The following is a 25,550-nucleotide window of genomic DNA, read 5'->3' on the forward strand; positions in this document are numbered from 1 at the left end:
TCCTCAGGTCTCGATGGGATGCGGGCGGGACACGAACAGGTTGGCATAGAGCCAGCCTTCGGCTTCGTGGTCGGTGGTGTCGATTCCCTTGGCCGCCAACGCTTCCAGCACCTGTGCACGTTCCTGGGCCGAAGCGAAGCGCCGCTGCTGGAACATACCGGGACGCTGCTCGCTGCGATAGCCGAGCGCGGCGAGTTCCGCGGCGATCGGGCCGAAATCGAACATCCGCAACACGAAATGCGCCATCCACGGCCGCTTGCGGGGATCCGCCTGGGCGACCCTGGACAGGGTTTTCTCGGTGATGTAGCCGACGCATCCGGTGGAGATCACCAGATCGGCGGAGGCGAGCACACGACGCTGGGCCTCGGTCGGCTCGGTGGCCTCGAGGTCGGCGTGCACGTAGTCGTGCAGGAATCCGGCGGCGTGGGCGTAGGTCAGCGCCGGGCGTGCGGCGTCCATCCCGACGAAGCGTACGTCGGGCATCAGATCGGCGCGTAACCACTCCCGATCCGCCGCGATCAGCCCGACCTTGTCGGTCTCGGCATGGTCGCGATAGTGCCCGGCCAGCTCCTCCACCGTGGTACCGGTCCGCAGCAACGCCGCGTTCACCCCGTAGGAGCAGCCCAGGTCAAGCACCGTCGGGATCCGATCCGGACGCGCCGCCCGCAACTGCCGCAACTGCTCCTGGAAATGCGGCTTGGCCAGCTCCGGGATCCGGTAGTCCAGCTCGTTCATCCGCGCGAAGTAAGCACGCGGATCGGGACTTTCGTAGATGTCGTCGAAGGATGCTTTGCCGGTGGTGTGCAACGGAACGGACATGGGCGGTTCCTCTCAGTCGAGCAGTCGGTCACCTCGGACGGCGTCGGCCGCGGCGGCCACATGGTCGGGCAGAACACGGCCGAACAGCTGCCTGGTGCGTTCGACAGTGCCGATCACCCCGGGCCGGTCCGTGTAGGCGAAGATCGCCGAATGTCGTTGTCCCGCACCGGCCACCTCGGTGACGCGGTGCAGTGAGAAGCGGCCCTTGAACAGCTGCAGATCGCCGGGGCGCAGTTCCAGGGCGCGGATGAACCGTTCGCCCTCGCCGGTGAGCACGGCACGCACGTCGTCGAGATGCTCGGCGTGCGGGTCGCGGATATTGGGGCAGTACTCGAAGACGCCGCCGGCTTCGGGACGGCGGGTCAGCATGCTGACGGTGAACTCGTTGGTGTCGAAATGCCACGGGTGCGACATGCCCGGCTCGACCACGTTCAGGCACAGCCCGGCCAGCGGATCGGCGAATTCGTGCAGTTCGTCGAGTTCGAAACAGTCGGCGACGAAACGCTGGAAGATCGGGTCGGTGTAGAGGCGCTGGATCAGCGCGTCGGCGGGAATGCGGTCGCGGGCGACGAAGGCGTTGCCGCGATCGAGCACGATCCGGGCCGGGTGGTCGGCGGGCAGCTCGGCGTCGAGCGGAACGTTGTAGGCGTTGACCCGCTCCACCTTGTAATGGGCGTGCGGGGCGATCCGCTCCCCCTCCGCGCGCAGCGTCTCCCACAGCTCCGGGCGGATGAACTCGCGCAGGACCGTACAGCCGTCCTCGGCCAGTTCCGCGCGGGCGGCCTCGACCGCGGCGCGCCGGCCCGGACCACCGAGATCGGTGAGCGGATACCGTGCGATGTCGACGATTTCGTCAAGCCCCCGCGTCCCTGTCATGACTTCAGTTTGCGGGAACTTTCGCCGACACGCCCAGGGTTTCGGCAAATCCGGCCTATCCCAGGCAGATCACAGCGTTATGAAATCAACTGTGCGACAACAGTTTTCACACATTCCCTGTCGATACCGGAATTATCACGGTAGGCTATTCGCCCTATCTCGCTGCGCTGCCGAAATGTTCGTCGCGCACCACGAGCGCAGCGCCCAGATCGGCGGCCGACAAACCCACCAGTGACTCCCGGAATACCCGCCCGGGCGCCTCGGGAACCGCGATTTCGCACGGAATCACGATCAGGCCGCAACCCGCACCCTGTGCCGCGAGTGCGCCGGTGGGCGAATCCTCGATCGCCACGCAGTCGGCGGGATCGAGTCCGAGCAGGTCGGCGGCCTTGCCGTAGATAGCCGGATCGGGTTTGCCGTGCGCCACTTCGTCACCGCAGACCGAGGTGTCGAAGAAGTCGCGCCCCAGCGTGTCGAGACCGTATTCGGTGAGCGAGCGCTTGGTGTTGGTGACCAGCGCGCAGCGCAGCCCCTCCGCGCGCACCATCGCGAGCGCGTCCTTGGCGCCGGGCCGCCACGGGATCGGCCCGAGCATCAGCTCGGTGACCCGGTATTCGAGGAACTCCCCCGCCTCCGCGATCACCCGCGGCGTGGCCTCGACCCCGATGCCGTCGAACAGCATGCGCAGCGCGTTCGGGCCGGAGGCGCCGATCAGCGCGTGGCGGATCTCGTCGGTGAGCTCACTGCCGTGTTCGCGGGCCAGTTCGCGCACCGCTATGTCCCACAGCTTTTCGGAGTCGAGCAGCGTGCCGTCCATGTCCCACAGCACCGCGGCCGGTCGCGCGCTCACCTGTTTCTCGCCTCGTTCTCTGCACGTCGGGTCGGCCCGGCGGACACCGAGCCGCGTTCAGGGTAGCCGGTGCGCGTCAGACGCCGGATCCGGCGATCTGCAGGCTCGCGCCGGTGCCGCTGACCTGGATCCAGCGGTTCTCCGAGGTCACGGTGCCGTTGGCGAGGTGATAGGTGAGCGAGACGACCGCCCGGTTCTCCCCGTTCGGCGTGATCGAGCCGACAGTCACCGAGCGCACCGTCGACCAGAACGAGGAGTACTGCGCGTAGCCACCGGTCTGCGCCTGATAGCCGGGCGCCAGCTGCGCCCAGGCGCCGCCGATGTTGCCGGGCAGCATGCCGTAGTACCCGGCGATGAACTGGCCGATGCGGTCCGGGCTGGGCGGGCCGAACGGGGTGGTGGTGATCGTGGTGCTGGTCGGGCTGGGGGTGGCGGTCGGCTTGCCCGAGGTGCTCGTCGCGGACGAGGTCGCGCCTGCGGTCGTCGGCCCGGTCTGCGCCGGGCTCGGCAGCGCGGACACGGTCACCGTCTCCTGCTCCGGCACGATCACGACGGTGCTGACCTTGCCGTCGACCACCGTGGTGACGGTGACCGGATCCAGCGCCTGCTGGGTGGGATCCGTGCCCCGGTCGCGCGTCACGACCAGCACGATCAGCATCACCGTGAACGCGGCGACGGCGGCCGCGAGCAGCAGGATGGCCCGGCTGTTGTTCGGCGTGCCGGTGCGGGCGGGCGGCGGGCCGATCGGCGGTGGGCCGGCCGGGGACCCGGCGCGCTCGTCGCCGCTGCCGGGCACCGCGTCCTGCACACCGTGCCGTCGCGCGTCCGTCCCCGCCGACGCGGCGCCGTCCGATCCCGAAGCGGCCACCGAAACGCCCGGTGCGCCACCCGTTCCCGCGGCGGACGACCCGCCGGTGATCGCGGACCTGGCCGCCTTGGCCAGCGCCAGCCCACCACCGAGCAGGGCCGCCGCGCCGGACTTGGCCGCCGCGCCATCGGTGGGCGCGGTCGGCTGCGGCAGCACCGTCGTGGCCGCCTCGCTCAGCGGCAGCACCTTCGTCGCCGTGGCGGGCAGCGCCGGGACCCGGCCCGCCGCGACATCCTCGAGCGCCTTGCGGGCCTGCGCCATGGTCGGGCGATCCTCGGCCGACGCGGTCAGCAGCCACATCAGCACCGGCCCGAGCGGGCCCGCCTGCTTCGGTTCCGGCACCACGCCCCTGGCGACCGCGTGCAGCACCGCCAGCGGGTTGTCGCCCTCACCGAACGGCGGGGCGCCCTCGACGGCGGCGTACAGGGTCGACCCCAGCGCGAAGACGTCGGCGGCGGGTTTCGGGTCGTCACCGCGGGCGATCTCGGGCGCCAGGTAGGCGGGCGTGCCCGCCAGGAAGCCGGTGGCGGTGACGGTGACATCGCCGGTGGCGTGCGAGATCCCGAAGTCGGTGAGTTTGACGGTGCCGTCGTCGCCGACGAGCAGGTTGGCCGGCTTCACATCGCGGTGCATGATCCCGGCGTCGTGCGCCGCCGACAGCGCCGCCGCGGACTGGGCGCCGATCCCGGCCACCTCGAGCGGTGGCAGCGTCGCCCCGCCTGCCAGCTTGACGGCGAGGCTGGGCGCGTTCATGTACTCCATGACCAGCCAGGGCTGGCCGTCTTCCTCGGCGACATCGAAGACGGTGATCGCGTTGGGATGGTGCAGGCGCGCGGCGATGCGGCCCTCGCGCATCGCCCGCAGCTTCGCTTCCAGCGCTTGCGATCCGGTGAGCCCCGGCGCGAGCAGCAACTGCTTCACCGCGACGGTGCGGCGCAGCCGGACGTCGGTGGCGCGCCACACCACCCCCATCGCGCCCGTGCCGATCGGGTCGGTGAGTCGATAGCGTCCCGCGATCAACCGATCCGATGTCATAGCGTGTGCCCCTCCTGCAATACCGCCGAGTCGTCCAGCCCTCCGCGCCACAGCGGGATGAAACTTCCGAAAATCCTACGTGCTGAATTGCTTTGCCCTCGTCCCCGACGGCCCCGGTCCATGGACTCCCGGCCGCTTCGTGACCAGACTCACAACCGGCACAACGACATCGGACCGGCCCCGCGGGGACCGGTCCGATCGGCCGTCGCCTGTCAGTGTCTCAGGCGTTGAAGTATTTCGCCTCCGGATGCAGCAGGACGAACGCGTCGGTCGACTGTTCCGGGTGCAGCTGCAGCTCCTCCGACAGAGTCACCCCGACCCGGCCCGCGTCGAGCAGGTCGACCAGCTTGGCCCGGTCCTCGAGCTCCGGGCAGGCGCCGTAGCCGAAGGAGTACCGCGCGCCGCGGTAGCCGAGCTTGAAGTAGTCGAGGATGTCGGCGGGATCGTCGTCGGCGACCGACTGACCGTCCAGCGTCAATTCCTCGCGCACCCGGCGATGCCAGTACTCGGCCAGCGCCTCGGTGAGCTGCACCCCGATGCCGTGCACCTCGAGGTAGTCGCGGTAGTTGTCGGCCGCGAACAGCGCGTTGGCGAAGTCGGCGATCGGCTGACCCATGGTGACCAGCTGGAACGGCAGTACGTCGACCTGGCCGGTCTCGCGCGCCCGCTCGCGCGAGCGGATGAAGTCGGCGATGCACAGGAACCGGTCGCGCTGCTGACGCGGGAAGGTGAACCGGTACCGCTCCGGTGCGTCGGCGTTCGGCTCGGTGAGCACGATGACGTCGTCGCCCTCCGACACCGCCGGGAAGTACCCGTAGACCACGGCGGCGTGCTGCAGCACACTCTCGGTCGCGAGGCGGTCGAGCCAGGCCCGCAGCCGCGGGCGCCCCTCGGTCTCCACCAGCTCCTCGTACGTCGGCCCGTCACCACTGCGCTGACCGCGCAGGCCCCACTGCCCCAGGAACAGTGCCCGCTCGTCGAGCAGACCCGAGTACTCCTGCAGCGGCAGGCCCTTCACCACGCGGGTGCCCCAGAACGGCGGGGTCGGCACCGGCAGATCGGCAGCGACGTCGGACCGCTCGGGCACCTCGATCGGCACCTCGGCGGCCTTGCGCTCGGCGGCGATCCGCTTGGACCGCTCGTGGCGGGCCTTGCGCTCGGCGGCCTTCTCCTTGGCGGCGATCGCCTCCGGGCTGTCGGGATCGAGGCCACCGCCGCGCTTGACGGTCATGATCTCGTCCATCAGCCGCAGGCCCTCGAAGGCGTCGCGGGCGTAGTGCACGTCGCCCTCGTAGACGGCGGTGAGGTCGTTCTCCACGTAGGCGCGGGTCAGCGCGGCACCACCGAGCAGCACCGGGAACTGTTCGGCGACGCCCTTGGCGTTGAGCTCCTCGAGGTTCTCCTTCATCACCACGGTCGACTTCACCAGCAGCCCGGACATGCCGATCACGTCGGCCTTCTTGTCCTGCGCCGCGTCGAGGATGGTGGCGATCGGCTGCTTGATGCCGAGGTTGACCACCTCGTAGCCGTTGTTGGACAGGATGATGTCGACCAGGTTCTTGCCGATGTCGTGCACGTCGCCCTTCACGGTGGCGAGCACGATCCGGCCCTTGCCGGAGTCGTCGGTGGCCTCCATGTGCGGTTCCAGGTGCGCGACAGCGGTTTTCATCACCTCGGCCGACTGGAGCACGAACGGCAGCTGCATCTGGCCGGAGCCGAACAGTTCACCGACGGTCTTCATGCCCGAGAGCAGGGTCTCGTTGATGATCTGCAGCGGCGGCACCGTCTGCATCGCCTCGTCCAGGTCGACGTCGAGGCCGTTGCGCTCGCCGTCGACGATGCGCCGCTCGAGCCGTTCGAACAGCGGCAGTGCGGCCATCTCCTCGGCCCGCGACGCCTTCGACGACGCCGTCGAGACACCCTCGAACAGCGCCATCAGCTTCTGCAGCGGGTCGTAGTCCTCGGTGCGCCGGTCGTAGATCAGGTCGAGCGCGACCTGGCGGTGCTCGTCGGGAATCCGGCTCATCGGCAGGATCTTCGACGCGTGCACGATCGCCGAATCCAGGCCGGCTTCGACACATTCGTGCATGAACACCGAGTTCAGCACCTGCCGGGCGGCGGGGTTCAAGCCGAAGGAGATGTTGGACAGACCGAGGGTGGTCTGCACGTCGGGGTGCTTGCGCTTGAGCTCGCGGATGGCCTTGATGGTCTCCTCGCCGTCCTTGCGCGACTCCTCCTGACCGGTGCCGAGCGTGAAGGTCAGGGTGTCGACGATGATGTCGGACTCCAGCAGACCCCAGTTGGTCGTGATGTCCTCGATCAGCCGCTCGGCGATCGCCACCTTGGTCTCGGCGGTGCGGGCCTGGCCCTCCTCGTCGATGGTCAGCGCGACCACGGCCGCGCCGTGCTCGGCGACCAGTCGCATGATCTGCTGGAAGCGCGAATCCGGGCTGGCGCCGTCTTCGTAGTTCACCGAGTTCACCGCGCAGCGGCCACCCAGGTGCTGCAGACCGGCCTGCAGCACCGGCGGTTCGGTGGAGTCGAGCATGATCGGAAGGGTCGAGGCAGTGGCCAGGCGCGAGGCCAGCTCGTTCATGTCCTGGGTGCCGTCGCGGCCGACGTAGTCGACGCACAGGTCGAGCATGTGCGCGCCGTCGCGGGTCTGGTCCTTGGCGATCTCGAGGCAGCGCTGCCAGTCCTCGGCCAGCATCGCGTCCCGGAAGGCCTTGGAGCCGTTGGCATTCGTGCGCTCGCCGATCATCAGGATCGAAGCGTCCTGCTCGAACGGGACGGCGGTGTACATGCTCGACACGGCCGGCTCGTGCTCCGGCGTGCGGCGCGCCTCGATCGGCGGCAGCGTGGCCTCGACCGCGCGTACCGCCTCCGCGACCTGACGGATGTGCTCGGGGGTGGTGCCACAGCAGCCGCCGACCAGCGAGAGCCCGAACTCGGAGACGAAGCCGCTCATCGCGACCGCGAGCTCCTCCGGGGTCAGTGGGTACTCCGCGCCGTTGGCGCCCAGCACCGGCAGGCCCGCGTTCGGCATCACCGAGACCGGGATCTGCGAATGCCGCGACAGGTGCCGCAGGTGCTCGCTCATCTCGTCGGGGCCGGTCGCGCAGTTCAGGCCGATCATGTCGATGCCGAGCGGCTCCAGCGCGGTCAGCGCCGCGCCGATCTCGCTGCCGACCAGCATGGTGCCGGTGGTCTCCACGGTGACGTGGGCGATGATCGGGATCCGGCGGCCCGCGGCGACCATGGCCCGCCTGCTGCCGGTGATCGCGGCCTTGACCTGCAGCAGGTCCTGGCAGGTCTCGACCAGGATGGCGTCGGCGCCGCCGTCGAGCATGCCGAGGGCGGCCTCGGTGTAGGCGTCGCGCAGCGAGACGAACGGCGCGTGGCCCAGCGTCGGCAGCTTGGTGCCCGGCCCCATCGAGCCCAGGACGTAGCGCGGGGTGCCGTCGGCGGACGGGCCCATCTCGTCGGCGACCTCGCGGGCCAGGCGCGTGCCGCGCTCGGACAGATCGCGGATCCGGTCGGCGATGTCGTAGTCGGCCAGGTTGGGCAGGTTGCAGCCGAAGGTGTTGGTCTCCACCGCATCCGCGCCCGCTTCGAAGTACGCGCGGTGGATCGCGCGCAGCACGTCGGGGCGGGTGTCGTTGAGGATCTCGTTGCATCCTTCGAGGCCACGGAAATCGTCGAGCGTCAGATCCGCGGCCTGCAACATCGTGCCCGTCGCACCGTCGCCGATGACGACACGCCGTCGGAGCGTATCGAGGAGCGTGGTATCGAACCCGGTGGGCAAGGACGCAGACATGGTTCAAGACTAATGGGCGGGCCCGACGCGTAAGACCACTGCGGGTGATTCGAGTGGCGCCCGACACAGCCCGCGCGGGAAACACGCAACAGCGCCGGTCACCGCAAAACAATTCGCCGAAGACACTAGGCTGACCGGGTGGATGCCAGTGAACCCCCCGAGACGGAACTGCCGACGTTGCGCAATCCCGTGCTGGTCGCGGCCTTCGAGGGCTGGAACGACGCCGGTGACGCCGCCAGTGGCGCGGTCGAACATCTGGAGTTGATCTGGGACGCCGAGCCGCTCGCCGAACTCGATTCCGAGGACTACTACGACTATCAGGTGAACCGCCCGACGGTGCGCCAGGTGGACGGGGTGACCAGGGAGATCCAGTGGCCTTCGACCATGTTGTCGGTGTGCTCGCCCCCCGGTAGCGACCGCGATGTCGTGCTGCTGCGCGGGATCGAGCCCAATATGCGGTGGCGCAGCTTCTGCAACGATCTGCTCGAGTTCATCGAGCAGCTCGGGGTGGAGACGGTGGTCATTCTCGGCGCGTTGCTGGCCGACACGCCGCACACACGTCCGGTGCCGGTGACCGGATCGGCCTACAGCTCCGAGGCCGCCGAGCGGTTCAGCCTCGAGCAGACCCGGTACGAGGGCCCGACCGGGATCACCGGGGTGCTGCAGGACATGTGCGTCAAGGCCGGGGTGCCCGCGGTGTCGTTCTGGGCGGCGGTGCCGCACTACGTCTCGCAGCCGCCGAACCCGAAGGCCACGATCGCGCTGCTGCACCGGGTCGAGGACGTCCTCGACATCGAGGTTCCGCTCGGTGAGCTGCCCAAACAGGCCGAGGAGTGGGAGGCCGCGGTCAACGAGATGACCGTCGGCGACGAGGAGATCAACGAGTACGTGCGCTCGCTCGAGGAGCGCGGCGACGCGGCGATCGACCTCAACGAGACGATGGCCAAGATCGACGGTGACGCCATCGCCGCGGAGTTCGAGAAGTACCTGCGCAGGCGCGGCCCGGGCAGTTTCGGGCTCTGACCCGCGTTCACCAGGAGTTCGCCAGGCGACCACCTGCGGGATGTCGAAGGAACGCCACCTAGACTTTTTCGCGTGCCGAACCACCCGATCGTCGCTCATCTCCGGGGATTCGACGACCGGATCGCGGTGCTGCACCGGCACCCGACAGTGCCCGCCGACACCCTGTGCCGCGTCACTTATGCCCAGCTCGCCGACCGCGTCGCGGAGTTCTCGGCGCGGCTGGGCCCGGTGCGCCGCCTCGTCGCGCTGACCGCGGGCAACGACATCGACTCCCTCGTCGCCTACCTGGGCGCGCTCGACGCGGGCTGCGCGGTGCTGCTGACCGGCGAGCTCTCCGGTGAACTCGCCGCAACCTACGACCCGGACGTCGTCATCGACCGCGGGCGGATCCTCGCCGAGCGCGCCGACCCGGCGCACGAGCTGCATCCGGAGCTCGCGTTGCTGTTGAGTACGTCCGGGTCGACCGGGTCGCCCAAGCTGGTCCGGCTCTCGACGACGAACCTGCTCGCCAATGCCGACTCGATCGCCCGCTCTCTCGAGATCGGGCCCGACGAACGCGCGGCGACCACACTACCGCTGTTCTACTGCTACGGGCTGTCGGTGGTGCACAGTCACCTGCTGCGTGGCGCGAGCCTGCTGCTCACCGACCGGTCGGTGCTCGACCCCGGGTTCTGGGACGAGTTCCGCGCGCACCGGGCGACCTCGTTCGCCGCGGTCCCGTACACGGTGGAGCTGCTGGACCGGATCGGCTTCGCGGCGATGTCACTGCCCGATCTGCGGTACGTGACGCAGGCGGGCGGCAAGCTCGAACCCGCGCGGGTGCGGGCCTACGCGCGGCTCGGCGCGGCCGCGGGGTGGCGGTTCTTCGTGATGTACGGCCAGACCGAGGCGACCGCCCGGATGGCGTATCTGCCACCGGAACTGGCGGCCGAGCACCCCGAATGCATCGGGATACCGGTGCCCGGCGGACATTTCACGCTCGAGCCGGTCGACGACGGGGCCGCCGAGGAGCTGGTCTATCACGGCCCGAATGTCATGCTCGGCTACGCGACCCGGCCCGCCGAACTCGCGCTGGGCCGCACCGTCACGGCCCTGCGCACTGGCGACCTGGCCCGGCGCACCCCCGACGGCCTGTACCAGGTGACCGGCAGGCGCAGCCGCTTCGCGAAACTGTTCGGTCTGCGGATCGATCTGGGCCGGATCGAATCCGAGCTCGCCGCAGCCGGTGTCGGCGCGGCCTGCACCGACGACGGCGCCCGGCTCATCGCCGCGGTGACCGATACCGGCCGGGGCGATCCCGTCGCGCTGATCGCTCGCGCCGCGGGTCTGCCCGCGGCGGCCGTGGCGGTGAGGGTCGTCGGCGAGCTGCCCCGGCTGGCCAACGGGAAGATCGACTACCCGGCGATCCGCGCGCTGCCCCCGGCCGCGCGCGACACCGGCGACGACGTGCGATCGATCTACGCCGACACGCTGGCCCTGCCCGTCGAGCGGATCTCGCGCGAGCAGAGCTTCGTGGAGCTGGGCGGCGATTCGCTCCGATACGTCACCACCGCGGCCCGGCTGGAGCGGGTCATCGGCAGGCTGCCCGCCGACTGGCCGCAGCAGTCGATCGACCGGTTGGAGCGAACACCGCGTGGCCGCGGCGGTTTCGGGCGGGCACTCGATACCTCGACGGCGTTGCGCGCCATCGGCATCGTGCTCGTTCTCGGCTCGCACATCCAGCTGTTCGAGGTCTGGGGCGCGGCGCACGTGCTGCTCGCGGTGGCGGGATACAACTTCGCGCGGTTCGCGGTGAGTTCGGCTCCCCCGGCACAACGCCTCCGGCATACCGCGCGCTCGGTGGCGATGATCGCGGTGCCGACGGCGCTGTGGGTGCTGATCACGATGGTGTGGCAGCCCGGCTATTACAGCTGGCAGAATGTGTTGCTGCTCAACAAGATCCTCGGCCCGCGCAATGACACGGCGGGGCATCTGTGGTTCCTGGAGGTGCTGGTCTACTGCACGGTCGCCGCCGCGCTGCTGATGCGGATCCCGCTGCTGGACCGCTGGGAGCGGCGGGGGCCGTTCTGGTTCGCCCTGGCCCTGCTCGGTCTCACGCTGGTGGCGCGCTGGCACTCGTTCGGGCTCTATCCCGAGCGCGATATCCCATTGTCACCGCTGGCCTGTTGGTACTTCGCTCTCGGCTGGGCCGGAGCGAAGGCGACGGCAGTCTGGCAGCGGCTGATCGTCAGCGCCGTGCTGCTGGCAAGTGTGCCGGGGTACTTCGGCGTCACCGATCGGGAACGCCTGGTGATGGCGGGCATCCTGCTGCTCGTCTGGCTGCCCGCGCTGCGCGTGCCCGCCGTCGTCGCCGTGGTGGCGGTGGCGGTGGCCGACAGCTCGTTGTTCGCGTACCTGCTGCACTGGCAGGTGTATCCGGTGTTCGGCGACCAGCGACTGCTCGCGTTGTTCGCCTCGCTCGCGGCCGGTGTGGCCGCTACCAGGATGGTGGTTCTGTGCCGACGGAACCGGCCACGGCTAGCGCTCCAAGGTCAGCACCTGGGCGGCCGCCTCGTGCGCCAGCTTCGCGATCAGCAAGTCACGCGGGATGGTCTGGCCGGCAAGGTGATCGAGTGACGGCACCACCACGTGGTGGGCGTCGGCCCGCTTCAATTCCTGAGTGAGTTCGGCGAACGCCGCACCGTCACCCGCGGTCGATTCATGGAACGTCGCGGCGAAACACATCCCCGCGGTACGCGCGAGACTGCGTAGCGCGTCCTCCAATTGGTCGCTCTGGCCTTCGGCCAGGTCGTCCCGCAAGTATCCATAGATCAACGCTTCCACCCGAACCTCCGTTGGATTGGGATCGCTGTTCTGTTGTCGGATCCCCCCGCGCCACGCCGTGCGCCGCGCGGGGGTACTGCGTTGCCCTGCAAGCTCTCCTGCACAGCGGGTGCCCGCCGGGTCGACGACGAGCACCTACTTACAGCATGCGTATTCGCGGCCCCGCGCGGCAGATGTCAAGCCGATGACATCTACATGCCCTATTCGGGACGCCGAACGTTAACTGATGGGATACTACCGCCGTGACCGCAACTGATGATCGACCCGTCTGGGCTGTTCGGATGCGTTCGGAACGTGACGCGAGGGGATGGTCGCAAGCCGATGCCGTCCGCGCGATGCGTGCCAAGTCCTCCCACAACCTGCCGACGGACAGTACTCTGCTGCGCAACTGGCGCCGCTGGGAGTCCGGGGAATCACGTCCCGACGAGTTCTACGCGCCGATCATCGCGGCCGCGTTCGACACCGTCACCGCCGCGTTCTTCCCGAAGGCCCGACCCAACCGGGATGACGAGCTGTTATCGGCGACGGGTATGGACACCCTGGAGTTCATCGGCAGACTCCGGATGTCCGACGTCAACAGCGCCACCCTGGACGCGGTGCGGATCACCGCCGAACGGCTGTGCTGCGAGTACGCCTACGCCGACCCGCACGAGCTGCACGCCGAGGGCACCGCGTGGCTGCGCCGGATCACCTCGCTGCTCGACGGCAGGCTCACCCTGAGCCAGCATCGGGAGATCCTCGTGCTGGCGGGCTGGGTCGCGTTGCTGGTCGGTTGCGTCGACTACGACCTCGGACACCGGGCCGGCGCCGAGGCCACCCGGCGGGCCGCCGATTCGCTGGGCCGTGAGGCGGGCAATGTCGAGATCACCGCGTGGGCGGCCGAGATGTCGGCCTGGTTCGCGCTCACCCAGGGCAATTTCCGGGGCGCGATCGATGCTTCGGAGAAGGCCATGCCGGGCACCACGTCGATGAGTGTCGGAGTGCAGCTGGCCGCCCAGCGAGCCAAGGGCTGGGCCCGGCTCGGCGATCGCCGGGCCGTGCAGAGCGCGCTCGACGAGGGCAGGGCGATCCTGTCGCGGATGGGTCATCCGGCCGATCTGCACAACCACTTCGTCGTCGACGCGACGAAGTTCGACTTCTACGCGATGGACTGCTGTCGTGTCGCGGGCCAGGATCGGCTGGCCGAGCGCTACGCCCAGCAGGTGATCAACAACTCGACCCGGCCCGACGGCTCGGTCCGCAATCCGATGCGGGTCTCGGAGGCCCGGCTGACGCTGGCCGTGGTCGCCGTGCGCGACCGCGATCTCGAGCGCGCGGTCGAGGAGGGCATGGCGGCGTTCACGGCGGGCTGGCGCTCGCTGCCGTCGCTGGCCTGGATCGCCGGCGAGGCGGCCAGGGAGATCATCGAACGCTACCCAGGAGACCCGCGCACCCAGGCGTTCCTCGAGCAGCTGCGCTCGCTCAACGTCGGGTGAGCGGGGCCTACCAGACGGCGGGGGCACGCCGATCCGGGACGGGTCCCCCGGAGCGGGGAGCGGCCACCACTAACCTGTCTACGGTGACCGACCTCGCCGACGGCCTGCCCAGCGCCGTACCCGCCCTGTGGGACGAGCGTCTGCGGTTGTTCTCGTTCGCGACCGCGGAGAAGCGCGCCGACTACCTGCGCGTGCTGCGCGCCTTCGACAGCGCCCGCGCTGCCTACGTGGTGCTGCTGCACGCCGACGACGTCGCCGAGTGGATCGCCAGGGCCGAGATCGGCGCGCAGGCCGGACCCGCCGGGGTGCCGCTGCCCGCCGTCGAGATCGGCCCGCTGCTCGAGCAGCTGCACCGCTGGGGTGTGCTGGAACGCAGCTACGACGGCACCCGCGCGGCCACGCTGGCCGAGTACCGCAACCGGCACTACGTCTACCAGTTCGCGCAGGCGGGCTTCCAGGCGTACCGGGCGGTGGCGGGCGTGCTGACGGCCAGGATGGACGACGCGTCGCTGTCGCGACTGGTGCTGCCCGAGCTGCTCACCGACCTGCGCACCCTCGCCGCGGCCAATCGCGACGGCGACGCCGAGCGGGTGTACACCACGCTGCGCAGGCTCGACGCCGCCCTCACCGACATGGCCGCGCGCGCGGCGCACTTCTACCTGTCGCTGGGCGATCTGGTGCGCACCACCGAGATCACGCCGGAATCCTTTCTCGCGCACAAGGATGCGCTGCTCGCGCACATGCGCGAGTTCAGCATGGACCTGGCCAGGTTCGCGCCCCGGCTGGCGGCCGCGATCGGTGAGGTGGAGGACACCGGCGTCGAGCAGCTGATCGGCCGCGCGGCGAGCTGCGACGAGCGGGTGCTGCTGAGCCCGGCCGAACGCGAGGCCGACTGGCAGTCGCGCTGGGACGGCCTGCGCACCTGGTTCGTGGCCGCCGGCAGCGGCGAGGCGAACGAGTCGTGCGAAGCCGACCGGCTGCGCGAGGCGACGATGAGCGCGATCGCGGCGGTGCTGTCGCTGCTGCGCCGGGTCACCGAGACCCGCCGCGGCGGGGTGAGCCGGGAATCGGCGCTGCGGCATCTGGCCGCCTGGTTCGTCGACACCCCCACCACCGGCAGCGCGCACGCGCTCTACGACGCGGTGTTCGGCCTGGGCAGGCCCCGTCATCTCGCGCTCGAGCATCCCGACGCCGAGGTGATCCCGGCGGGCCGGTCCTGGTGGGCGGCACCGCCATTGGAGATCTCGCGGACCCTCGCCGAGACCGGTCGCGCGCCGACGGCGGGCGCGCCGGCCCGGATCGCGCGCAACGACGCCGGTATCCGCAGGCTGCGCGAGGCCCAGCTGGCGGCCCAGCGCGAGCGGGCAGCGGCCGCGGCCTCGCTGGCCATCGGCGCCGTGCACGAGCGGATCCTGGACCAGCGCGAGACCGAGGTACTGCTGCGCCTGCTCGACGCCGCGTCCACGGCCTGGGTGCCGGTCAGCGGAAAGGTCGACGGCACAACGGGTTCCGACAACGGCGTGACCCTGACCGTGCGGCCGTGCGACGGGTCGACGGTCATCCGTACCGCGGCGGGCCTGCTACACCTGAACAACCGTCGCCTCGAGGTCACCGCGACGACGCGACGGGGGACGCCACGATGAGACAGCAGCGCCGCATCGACGCCCTCGCCCTCGACAGCTACCAGCGCGCCGCCCGCGTCATACTCGCCAACCACCTGGTCACCCGCGTCTACCCGGACCGGATCGCGCTGCCGCTGATCCGGCGCTGGGCCACCGAACTGCGCGAGGATCTGGCCGAGCTGTTCGGCTACCGCCTGGAGGTCACCGAGACCACCGCCCGGCTCTACCCGGTGCACGACCGGCTCGACGACACCCTGCCCGCGCGCAGCGTCAACGATCGCGTCTTCGATCGCCGGCGCTACGCCTATCTCTCCTTGGCGCTGGCCGCGCTCGGCCGGGCGGGCGATCAGATCACGCTGTCCGAACTGGCCGAGCACGTGGCCGATTACGCGAGCCGGATCGACGGCTTGGAGCTGTCCACCGACCGGGCCGCCGATCGGGACGCCTTCGTCGACGCGGTCGGCTGGCTCGGCGCCAGGGGCGCGCTGACCCTGGCCGACGGTGACGCGGGCGGCTGGGCCAGCGACCCGGAGGCGGGCGAGGCCCTCTACGACATCGACCGGCCGGTGGTGTTCGCGCTGTTCCGGCCGCCGCGCGCGCTGCAGCACCTGCACAGCGTGCGCGGCCTGCTGGCCGAGGACACCGTGCACGCGCCCGCCGAACAGGCCCGCCGGGTGCGCCGCGCCCTGGTGGAACGTCCGGTCGTGTATCTCGAAGACCTCTCGCCCGCCGAGCGCGCGCTGCTCGGCCAGGATCGCGTGGTCGACGAGGTCGAGTACTGCACCGGACTGCGCGCCGAGCGCCGGGCCGAAGGGGTGGCGCTCATCGACACCTCGGGCAGGCTCTCCGATACCCGCTTCCCCGGCACCGGCACGCTCGCGCAGGTGGCCCTGCTGCTCATCGGCGAGATCGCCGACATGGTCCTCGATATCGACAATCCCGTCGCGCATCACCCGGCACCGACCACCGAGGACGCGCTGCTCGACCAGCTCGACGCGGCCATCCCCGCGGCCGGCGTGTTCGCGCCGCTCGCCGAGGATCCCGAAATACTCGACAGCACAGCGGATTCCGTCGACGACGAGCTCGTAGACGCCGAGCCGGTCAGCTATCCGTTCCTCGACGACGCCTGGGTGCGCGGCACCGTCACCGCGCTGACCGACCGCTACGGCGCGACCTTCGCCGCGCAGTGGCAGGCCGATGTCGGCGGGCTCACCGCCGAGGTCGTCGCCCTGCTCGCCAAGCTGCGCCTGGTCCGGCCGGTCGAGGGCGGGCTGCTGATCCTGCCCGCGCTGGCCAGATACCGGGGCGCGGTGGTCACCGTGCGGGTCCGCCAGGCCGAGGAATTGTTCGTCACCGCCGCCGAGACCGACGGCAGCAGCACCGGAACGGGAGGGAACTGAGGAGATGTCGCTCATTCACGGCGGAGTGCGTTTCGTCCCGACCCGCGCGGGCATCGTCAACCTCTGGGACTACCGCGACCAGGAGTTCTGTTTCGCCGACGGCAGGCTCGTGCTGCGCGGACCGAACGGATCGGGCAAGACCAAGGCCCTCGAGGTGCTGTTTCCGTTCGTGCTCGACGGGCGGATCGAACCGCGCAGGCTCAATCCGTTCGCCGGTGAAGAGCGCACCATGAAGTCGAATCTGCTGTACCGCAAGCAGGAATCGGCCTACTCGTATGTGTGGATGGAGTTCGCGCGCGGCAGCTGGGACGACCCGGAGGTCGTCACCGTCGGCATCGGCATGCGCGCCACCCGGTCCTCGGACAAGGTGACACGCTGGTACTTCGTCGCCGACGGGCGCGCGGGCGTCGACTTCTCCCTGATCGGGCCCGACGACCGGCCGCTGACCCGCAAGCAGCTCGCCGAGCAGATCGGCAGCGACGCGATCGTCGACCGGCCGGTGGAATACCGGGCCGCCATCGACGCCCGCATGTTCGGGCTCGGCGTGCAGCGCTACGACCAGCTGATCAACCTGATCCTCACGCTGCGCCGGCCGCAGCTGGCCAAGAACCTGGACCCGCGCGGCCTCTCGCAGGCGCTCACCGACGGCCTGCGCCCGCTCGACGAGCAGCTGATCCTGGACGCGGCCCGGTCCTTCAGCGATATGGAGGAGGTCGGGCGCACCCTCGACGGGCTCGTCCAGGCCGACACCGCGACCCGCCGCTTCGTCGACGTGTACCGCAAATACCTCGCCGTGCAGGCGAAAACCGATGTCGACCAGGTCCGTACCCGCCTCGACGCGGTCACCAACGCCTCGACCGCCCTGTTCGCGGCCACCGCGCTGCGCACCCGGCGCGAGGCCGACCGCACCGCGGCCGAGACCAGGGCCGAAGAGGCCGACCGCGCCTACGAGCAGGCTATCGCCGACCGCGAGAATCTCCAGCGCTCGAGCGCCTACGAGGGCAAACAGCAGCTCGACGACCTCGCCGACGCGGTCCGCAGGCTCGAGACCTCCGCCGCCGTGCACCGCGACAAGGCCGCCGAGGCGGGCCACACGCTGCAGCGCCGGGCCGAGGAGGCCGAGCGGGCCGCCGAGGCGGTGCGCACCGCGGCCGCCGCGCTGGTCCGCGGCGAGGACGCCCTGCGCGCCGCCGCCGAGGAAGCCGGCATCGAGTGGACCGCGCCGGGTCCCGACGGCCGCGGCGATCAGATCACCGCCGCCGTGCGTGGACACGCCGAGGAACGCGATGCCGATGTGCGCGCGGTGCGCAAGGCGGTGAGCCGCTGGGAGGCCCTGGCCGCCGACCGCACGCGCGCTCAACGGCTGGCCGAACGCGCCGTGGAACTGCGCGATGCCGCGGCCACCGAGGTGGCCCACGCCGAAGCCGCCGTCGCGCTGGCGAGGACCGAATCCGCTGCCGCCCTGCGCACCTGGTGGCAGGCCAACGCGGCGGTGCTGGCACCGATCGCCGCAGGCACGCTGCCGACCGGGCACGACACCGACCCCGCAGGTCGGTCGGTCGGCTCCGGCTCCGGCTCCGGCTCCGGCTCCGGCTCCGGAGGCGTACCGCGCATCGGCGATTCGGAGAGCCCCGGGCTTTTCGACGCCTTGACGTCGGCCGTCGCCGCGGCGGGCGCGGAGGACGTCCCGTCGGCGCACGAGGTGCTGGCCGAGTATTGCGAGCCCCTGCAGGAGCAGATCCGCACCCGCCGTCAGGAAGCCAAGGCGCGGGCGGCGGCCGCGGCCGCACGCCGGGAAACGCTGGTCGCCGAGCGCGACAAGGTGGCCGCCGAACGTGACGACGCGCCGCCGGTGCACCCGACCGACGCCCGCGAGCCGAAAGACCTTCCCGGCGTGCCCTTCTGGCGCTCGGTCCGCTTCGCGGACACGGTGACCCCGGCCGAAGCCGCCGGTATCGAGGCCGCGCTCCAGGCCACCGGGCTCCTCGACGCCTGGATCTGTGACCCGACCCGCGTCCCCGATATCGACGGGGTCCGCTACCTGCTCCCGCTGCCCGCCGCCGATCGCCCGACCGGTCGCACGCTCGCCGAAGTCCTTGTCGTCGAGGACGACTCCGACGATCTGTCGATCCCGACGGGCATCGTCACCGATGTGCTGGCCTCGATCGCACTCGACGAGGCACCCGCCGCCGACGAGGCAGGCACCGAACCAGTCGTAGCCGGAACGACTGCCGCGCGAGTCCGCCGGCTCCCGACAAGCCCGGTGAGTGCGGGGAACACCGTCGTCATCGGCACCGCCGGAATCTTCCGGCACGGCCTGCACGTGGGACGCAACACCAAGCCCGAAGCCGAATTCCTCGGCGCGACCGCGCGCGCCCGCCGCAGGGAACTGCGTCAGGCCGAACTCGACGCGGCGATCGAGGCCGTCACCGCCGAGGCCGACGCGGCGAAGGCCGACGAGGCCACGGCCACCGCCGAATTGGCGGCCATCAGCGCGGCGACCAAAGCCCTTCCCCGCCCGTCCGCGATCACCGCCGCCCTGCGCGCGGTCGCGGAGACGGCCGGTCTCATGCGGTCCCGGTCCGAGGCCGTCACCCAGACCGAGCGCGATCTGGACCAGGCGGTCGGCGAGGCCACCGCGATGGACAAGAAGCTACGGGCCACCGCCCAAGCGCATCGCACCCCGACCGAGGCCCGCGAGCTCGACGCGCTCGCCGCCGCGATCCGGCACTTCGAGAACACCGGCACCGGGCTGTTGCGTCTGCGCGCGGAGCACGAACGGGAACGCGAACGCGAACGCGAGGGCGCCGACCGCCACGACGAGGCGCGGGCGCTGGCCGAGGCCTTCGCCGAGGAGGCCGAAGCCGCCCGGCTCGGGTTCGCCGAACAGCAGCGCAAGCTCGAGACTCTCCGGGAAGCGCTGGGCGCCGGTGCCGCCGATATCGATCGGGAGCTCGAGGCCGCGCGGGGCGCGATCGAGGCCGCCAAGGCCGAGCAGCGGGCCGCGCGCAAGGCCGCCAATGCCGCGATCGAGGCGGTCGGCGACGCCGAGGCCGCCTACCGCACCGCCAACGAGGCGCTGGCCACCGCGCTCACCGAGGTACTGGCGGAGGTGCGCTCCCTGGCGCCCTACGCCCGGCCGGACCTGCTGAGCCTGCTCGGCGCGTCGGTCGAGCACCGCTGGCCGAGCACCGATGCCGCGTGGTCGACGCCGGAGCAGTTGCAGTACCGGATCGTGGCCGCGGGACCGGAGACCGACCCGGTCGTGCTGCCCGACGAGGTGGCCGCCCTGTTCGCCGACCTGGATACCGCCACCACCCAGGTGCGGGCCACCGAGGCCGGGCGCAAGTCCACCCGGTCGGCGGTGACCAGCGCGCTGCAGGAGTTCGATGCCGCCCTCACCGCGTCGGGCCGCGACTACCGGCTGCACTGGGACGCCGCCGACGGGCTCACCGTGGTGGCGGTGCACGACGAGAACGGCCAGGCGGCGCTCGCCGATTTCGCGGCCCGCATCGACGCCGCGCGCCGCGATCAGGAGCTCCTGCTCACCGACGCCGAACGCCGCATCCTGGAGGACGCGCTGCTGACCGGCCTGGCCCAGCAGATCCACGAACGCACCAGCGACGCACGCGACCTCATCACCCGCATGGGCGCGGAGATGAAGCAGCGCCGGATGTCCTCGGGCAACACCATCGGCGTGCACTGGATCCTGGCCGACGGTCTGTCCGAGGCCGCCCGCGCCATGTGCAAACTGCTCGACCGGGACACCGCGGCGCTGAGCCCGGAGGATCTGGGCGCGGTCCGCGCCCACTTCGCCGCCGAGATCCGGGCGGCCCGCACCGCCCACCCGGAGCGGTCCTACCCCGAGATCCTCGGCGCCACCCTCGATTACCGCGCCTGGCGGGTGTTCTCGTTCACCCTGATCAACGGTGACGGCAGCGAGGACAAGCTGACCGTGGCCCGGCACAGCGCGCTCTCCGGTGGCGAGCAGTCGGTCTCGCTGCACCTGCCGCTGTTCGCGGCGGCGCACGTGATGCTCGACTCCGCCGATCCGCAGGCGCCGCGCCTGCTCGCGCTGGACGAGGCGTTCGCCGGTGTCGACGACAACGGCCGCAGCGAATTGCTCGGTCTGAGCGTGCAATTCGATCTCGACCTGTTCATGACCGGCTACGACCTGTGGATCACCTACGGGCACGTCCCCGGCTGCGCGCACTACGACCTGGCGCACTCGACCGCCGAGAACACCGTCAGCGCCACGCTGCTGGTGTGGGACAGCGGCGAACTGCTGGCCGAACACGACGGTGGCGACCTGACCACCGCGCTGGGCTCCCCCAACCGGCGCCGCGTCCCCAACACCATCGAGGGCGGACTCACCCTGGAGGGCATGCCGGGCGAACCGGCACCGGTGGGCTGAACCGCCCGGTACGCCAACCGGTCTTGACGCCACCGCGCCGCGCCGACGGCGTGGTGGCCAGGCAATTGCCGGATCTCCTAGACCGACCAGTTTTCTTACCCGGAATTAACCGAATCGAATTTCACGGAATCGGTTGCTCGAAATCCTCTGTGCTGCCAGGATTTTGCTCGTGACGGCGCCGACCCCGGTCGAGCCGACACGATCACGGTGCGGTCGCCACCGCACGCCATCAGCAAGTCTTCAGGGGATCGTCGTGCGATATCGGCAGAATCAACACCTCCCGCCCCGGCCACACCGGCAGTCTTCCGGTACCGCCTCGGGCTGGGGAGGCGTGCGCGCCGGCCTGTCGCGGTCGCCGCGGACGACGATGCGCTGAGTTCGCCGGAACTCGGCCTACCCAGCCCGATGAAGGTGCCGGACATATTCACCGGAAATGGTGTGCGGCCGTTGCTGGCTCGCTTGCGCCCGGGTCGCCGTTCCACCGATCCGGCGCCGACCTTTCCCTGCTCACCGCGGGATGTGACCACCATGCAGTTCCCCGTCCCCCTCCGGGACACCACCCGTCCACTCGCGGCCGCGCTCACCGACGCCGACGCGGGCCTGTTCACCGGCATTCTGCGTGTCACCGGCGAGCCGGGCGGTGACATCCGTCTCGTCGACGGCCGGATCGTGGCCGTGAGTACCGGTGGCGCACCGGGTTTCGACGAAATCGACCATCGGGACGGCGAGCAGCCGCTCGGCGCGGCCCACACCCGGCTGCTGCGGATGACGGCCACCGTCGACGGCACGTTCGCCATCGCGGCAGGCTGGATCGATCGCTGCCACTGGATCGACGCCCACCCGCAGGTCATCGCTGGCGACGATCCCGGCTACGAGGCCGAGTGGCTGCTCGGCGAGACCGATCGCAGGCTGACCGCACTCGCGCACGCAGGCTTCTCGCCGTACCGGAATCTGCTGGCACTCACCGACTTCGGCCGATCGAGGCGCGACGAGGGCGGTGATCTCCTGCGACTGGTGGACGGCTCGAGGAACTGCCGTGATCTGGCCTTCCTGCTCGGCCGTCCGCTCTATCCGGTGACCGTCGAGGTCGCGCGCCTGCTCGGCGGCGGCTTGCTGACGGTGCCGTCCCGGCACGCCGCCGACCAGCCACCCGCCACCGTCGGGGCGGGCATGGTCGACCCGGCGCTGCCCCGGCGCCGCCGCGGTGCCAGCGGCATCAACGACACCCTGCGGCCACGTCCACCGCAGGCCGCTCCCCCGTCCACGACCGCCGTGGATGTACCCGACTCTTCGCCACGGCGGAGAACCGAGAGGATCTCATGAACACCAACGGCACCCCCGCCAGCATGACCGAACGGCTCACCGGAATGGTCAAGTCGCTGCGCAGCGAAGTCCCCGACTGCGTCGCGGCCGGCGTCATCGACATGTCGACCGGCATGCTGCTGGCGGTGGAGACCGTCGACAACCACCCGCCGGAGGTCCTGGATCTGCTCGCGGCCGCCACCCTCGACCTGTTCCAGGGCCGCAATGTGGTGATGATCGAGGACATCTGGAAGGAGCGCCGCGGGATCCGCAGCGACGAACACTACTTCCAGGAGATCCTGGTCAACTCCAACAACCTCACCCACCTGTTCCTGCGCGCGGAGAGCCGCGACGATCTGGTGGTCGTGGTGGTGTGCCGCAAGACGGTCAATGTGGGCATGCTCTTCGCCCAGTCGCGCCGGGTGCTCAAGGACACCGGCAGGCTCTGAGTTCACTCGGTGAGTGCCTGCGTGAGCCGGGACGACTGCGCGCGTAGGCACGCGCGCAGTTCCGGCGAACCGTGCACCCGGAACGAAAAACCCAGGGTGATCAGTTGCGCGGCAAGCCATTCCGGGTCGTCGTCGCGGGTTTCGGTGAGCCGGCACCCGGTCTCACCGACGGCGACGAGGGCGCCCGGCACCGCACCGAGTCTGCCCGCGACCCGGTGCGGTGGCGCCTCGAACGTCACATCCACCTCGTATTCCGCCGTGGCCCAGTCGGTTCGGCGGCCCGCGACGTACTCGGCGGCGTCGGCGGCGGGGAGCGCTCTGGCGACGACGCGGGCGCCGGTGGGTTGCGGCCCCTCGATACGGTCGGCGCGGAAGCTGCGCCAGGCGTCCCGATCGAGGTCGTAGGCGACCAGATACCACCGTCCGCCCGCCGCCGCGACGCCGATCGGCTCGACGTGACGCCGGGACTCGGTACCCGCGGCGTCCCGGTAGCGCAGGCGCACCCGTTCCCGGTTGCTCACCGCGGCGGCGAGCGTGGTGAGCACCTCCGGGTCGACCGTGGGGCCGGTGCCCGCGCGGACCGCCACGGCCGCACCGACCACCCGGACCCGCCTGCGGAGCGTGGTGGGCAGCACCTGTTCGAGTTTGGTCAGTGCGCGCACCGACGCGTCCTCGATGCCCGCGACCGCCTGCCCGGCCGCGACCCGCAGGCCGACCGCGACGGCCACCGCTTCGTCCTCGTCGAGCACCAGCGGCGGCAGCGCCGACCCCGCGGTGAGGCGGTAGCCGCCGGTCGCGCCCAGCGCCGCCACCACGGGATAGCCCAGCTCGCGCAGCCGGTCGACATCGCGGCGGATCGTGCGGTCGGTGACCCCGAGCCGGTCGGCGAGTTCGCTGCCCGGCCACTCCCGTGGCATCTGCAGCAGGGAGAGCAACCGGAGCAGGCGGGCGGCGGTATCGGTCATGGTTCACATTCTGCCGCGCATCTAGGACCGAAACTGTCCTAGATGGCTCCTACCGTGGGGTGCACACCGACCGAGGAGTTCAGATGACGACCATTCGCCCCTTCCACATCGACATCCCGCAGACCGACCTCGACGACCTGCGCGAGCGCCTGGGCCGGGCCCGCTGGGCCGCGCCGCTGCCGGGAGCGGGCTGGGAACGCGGCGTGCCGACCGGCTACCTGCGCGAGCTGGCGCGGTACTGGGCCGAGGATTTCGATTGGCGCGCACAGGAATCCGCGCTCAACGAGTTCCCGCAGTTCGTCACCGGGATCGACGGACTCGACGTGCACTTCTTGCACGTGCGCTCCCCCGAGCCGGACGCGGTGCCGCTGGTGCTCACCCACGGCTGGCCGAACTCGTTCGTCGAGTTCACCCGCACCCTCGGTCCGCTGACCGATCCACGGGCCCACGGGCTCGATCCGGCCCTGGCCTTCCACGTCGTGGTGCCGTCGGTGCCCGGCTTCGCCTTCTCGGCGGCGCCGCGTGAGACCGGGATGAGCACGGCGCGGGTGGCCCGGATGTGGACGACGCTGATGGACTCGCTCGGCTACGACCGCTACGGCACCCAGGGCGGCGATCTCGGCGCCTATGTCGCGCCGGAGATGGCGCTCGCCGCGCCCGAGCACGTGATCGGCGTCCACCTCGACGGCGGTATCGGCATGCCGACAGCGGCCGACGTGCCGGACATGTCGGCGGCGGATCTGCGGCAGTGGGAGGAGATGCAGCAGTGGATGACCGGCGGCGTCGACCATCACACGCTGCTGCGGGCCGCGCCGCAGACCTTCGCGCTCGGCTGGAACGATTCCCCGGTGGCGTTGCTGGCCTGGCTGATGCAGAAATTCCAGGAGTTCACCCCGATGGCCGATCTCGCCGAGGACGTCATCGACCGCGACCACCTGCTCACCAATGCCGCGATCTACTGGTTCACCCAGACCGCGGGCACCTCCTCGTGGCCGATGTACGACGGCCTGCGCGAGGGCGGCTTCGGCTGGCCCACCGGCCAGAACCTGGTGCCGACCGGCGTCTACGGCGGTGGCTCACCGCTGATGCGCACGCTCGCCGACCGCGACCACAAGATCACCCACTGGCCCGCGGGCAACCCGGGCAACCACTTCGTCGCGATGGAGGAACCCCTGGCCCACGTCACCGACATCCGCACCTTCTTCGCCGACCTGTGCTGAATCCCGCCGGTGACAGCACACCGGGCAGGGTGCGCGCGGCACCCTGCCCGGTGATGGCGTTCCTCGTGCGGACTACCGCATGCTGGCGTCGGGCACCCTGGGCGGGCATGCGGTGCCCGGCGCGGTGACCAGCTCGAAATGCCACCATTCGTTGTCGAAGGTCCGGCACAGGCCCCAGCGATTGCCGTTGGCCTCGAGCCACTGCGCGCCCTCCTGCGGGCCGACGTCGACCGCGTGGCCGGAGACGTGGGTCGACTCCGCGGGCGGCAGGACCCAGCGGCGGGCCTCGTCGGGGGTGCCGTAGGTGGCCAGGCCGTCCTGCCACAGCATTTCCTGCTGCTCGGGGGTGCGGTAGCCGGAGGTGACCGACAGCGGGACACCCTCGGCGTGCGCCTGCTGTTCGGCGAGGGTGTAGGCCAGGGCCAGCGGCGGGTCCAGGCCCTCGGTCCCCGCGGCGGACTGGAACTGTTCGCGCTGGTCGGTCGGCTGGGCCTCGGCGATACCGATGCCGACGGCGGTCACGGCCGCGGCGGCCGTGACCGTCACCAGCATCCGGTCGGCCAGGCGGCCGAGCACAGTAGTCATGCGGGGA

General features: G+C 70.7%; 17 protein-coding genes. 9 read left to right on the forward strand and 8 right to left on the reverse strand.

Translation table 11 applies throughout. The features are described 5' to 3' along the window. Nucleotides 1-3: 3 nt before the first annotated feature. The 5 genes from NV348_RS01140 to metH form a co-directional block, all read right to left on the reverse strand. Entirely contained in the window at nucleotides 4-819 is an 816-nt protein-coding gene (locus NV348_RS01140) for a class I SAM-dependent methyltransferase (protein ID WP_447145255.1), read from the reverse strand. Between the two features lie 12 nt (nucleotides 820-831). Next, nucleotides 832-1,695, reverse strand: a complete 864-nt coding sequence (locus tag NV348_RS01145; protein WP_447145256.1) for a HalD/BesD family halogenase — start codon at nucleotides 1,693-1,695, stop codon at nucleotides 832-834. Between the two features lie 154 nt (nucleotides 1,696-1,849). Next, nucleotides 1,850-2,545, reverse strand: coding sequence for an HAD family hydrolase (locus NV348_RS01150; RefSeq protein ID WP_447145257.1), 696 nt, complete (start codon nucleotides 2,543-2,545; stop codon nucleotides 1,850-1,852). Between the two features lie 76 nt (nucleotides 2,546-2,621). Then, a complete protein-coding gene (locus NV348_RS01155; protein ID WP_447145258.1) occupies nucleotides 2,622-4,448 on the reverse strand; it encodes a serine/threonine-protein kinase in 1,827 nt (608 codons plus the stop codon). 220 nt (nucleotides 4,449-4,668) lie between these two features. Beyond that, complete coding sequence (metH, locus tag NV348_RS01160; protein WP_447145259.1) at nucleotides 4,669-8,265, reverse strand: methionine synthase; 3,597 nt, start codon at nucleotides 8,263-8,265, stop codon at nucleotides 4,669-4,671. A 138-nt stretch (nucleotides 8,266-8,403) separates the two neighbouring features. Here metH and NV348_RS01165 point away from each other — a divergent pair, with 138 nt between their 5' ends. Then, entirely contained in the window at nucleotides 8,404-9,288 is an 885-nt protein-coding gene (locus NV348_RS01165; RefSeq protein WP_447145260.1) for a PAC2 family protein, read from the forward strand. A 72-nt stretch (nucleotides 9,289-9,360) separates the two neighbouring features. After that, complete coding sequence (locus tag NV348_RS01170; RefSeq protein WP_447145261.1) at nucleotides 9,361-11,904, forward strand: AMP-binding protein; 2,544 nt, start codon at nucleotides 9,361-9,363, stop codon at nucleotides 11,902-11,904. Here NV348_RS01170 and NV348_RS01175 read toward each other — a convergent pair. Next, the gene (locus tag NV348_RS01175) at nucleotides 11,806-12,246 is read right to left on the reverse strand and encodes a hypothetical protein (RefSeq protein ID WP_447145262.1); all 441 of its coding nucleotides are present in this window, start codon (nucleotides 12,244-12,246) and stop codon (nucleotides 11,806-11,808) included. The genes NV348_RS01170 and NV348_RS01175 overlap by 99 nt on opposite strands. A gap of 200 nt (nucleotides 12,247-12,446) precedes the next feature. Here NV348_RS01175 and NV348_RS01180 point away from each other — a divergent pair, with 200 nt between their 5' ends. The 6 genes from NV348_RS01180 to NV348_RS01205 all read left to right on the forward strand — a co-directional run bounded on the left by NV348_RS01180 (nucleotide 12,447) and on the right by NV348_RS01205 (nucleotide 22,773). Beyond that, entirely contained in the window at nucleotides 12,447-13,586 is a 1,140-nt protein-coding gene (locus tag NV348_RS01180) for an NsdA family TPR-like regulatory protein (RefSeq protein WP_447145263.1), read from the forward strand. A gap of 83 nt (nucleotides 13,587-13,669) precedes the next feature. Next, on the forward strand, nucleotides 13,670-15,229 hold the full coding sequence (locus NV348_RS01185) for a TIGR02677 family protein (RefSeq protein ID WP_447145264.1): 1,560 nt from the start codon (nucleotides 13,670-13,672) through the stop codon (nucleotides 15,227-15,229). Further along, a complete protein-coding gene (locus NV348_RS01190; RefSeq protein WP_447145265.1) occupies nucleotides 15,226-16,608 on the forward strand; it encodes a TIGR02678 family protein in 1,383 nt (460 codons plus the stop codon). The genes NV348_RS01185 and NV348_RS01190 overlap by 4 nt, the downstream gene beginning before the upstream one ends. A gap of 4 nt (nucleotides 16,609-16,612) precedes the next feature. Next, entirely contained in the window at nucleotides 16,613-21,022 is a 4,410-nt protein-coding gene (locus tag NV348_RS01195) for a TIGR02680 family protein (protein ID WP_447145266.1), read from the forward strand. Nucleotides 21,023-21,550: 528 nt separating this feature from the next. Beyond that, a complete protein-coding gene (locus tag NV348_RS01200; RefSeq protein WP_447145267.1) occupies nucleotides 21,551-22,345 on the forward strand; it encodes a hypothetical protein in 795 nt (264 codons plus the stop codon). Next, nucleotides 22,342-22,773 (forward strand): hypothetical protein, encoded by a 432-nt coding sequence (locus NV348_RS01205; RefSeq protein WP_447145268.1) that lies wholly within the window; start codon nucleotides 22,342-22,344, stop codon nucleotides 22,771-22,773. Before NV348_RS01200 ends, NV348_RS01205 begins: the two co-directional genes overlap by 4 nt. Before the next feature lie 2 nt (nucleotides 22,774-22,775). On the opposite strand, the gene NV348_RS01210 is transcribed toward NV348_RS01205, so the two are convergent. Then, entirely contained in the window at nucleotides 22,776-23,738 is a 963-nt protein-coding gene (locus NV348_RS01210; protein WP_447145269.1) for a helix-turn-helix transcriptional regulator, read from the reverse strand. Between the two features lie 83 nt (nucleotides 23,739-23,821). Here NV348_RS01210 and NV348_RS01215 point away from each other — a divergent pair, with 83 nt between their 5' ends. Next, a complete protein-coding gene (locus NV348_RS01215) occupies nucleotides 23,822-24,958 on the forward strand; it encodes an epoxide hydrolase family protein (protein WP_447145270.1) in 1,137 nt (378 codons plus the stop codon). Nucleotides 24,959-25,030: 72 nt separating this feature from the next. Here the strand turns inward: NV348_RS01215 and NV348_RS01220 are convergent, their stop codons facing one another. Continuing rightward, nucleotides 25,031-25,543 carry a M15 family metallopeptidase gene (locus NV348_RS01220; RefSeq protein ID WP_447145271.1) on the reverse strand — a complete coding sequence of 171 codons (513 nt, stop codon included), beginning with the start codon at nucleotides 25,541-25,543 and terminating at the stop codon, nucleotides 25,031-25,033. Nucleotides 25,544-25,550 lie beyond the last annotated feature (7 nt).

The organism is Nocardia fodinahabitans, from assembly GCF_052983615.1.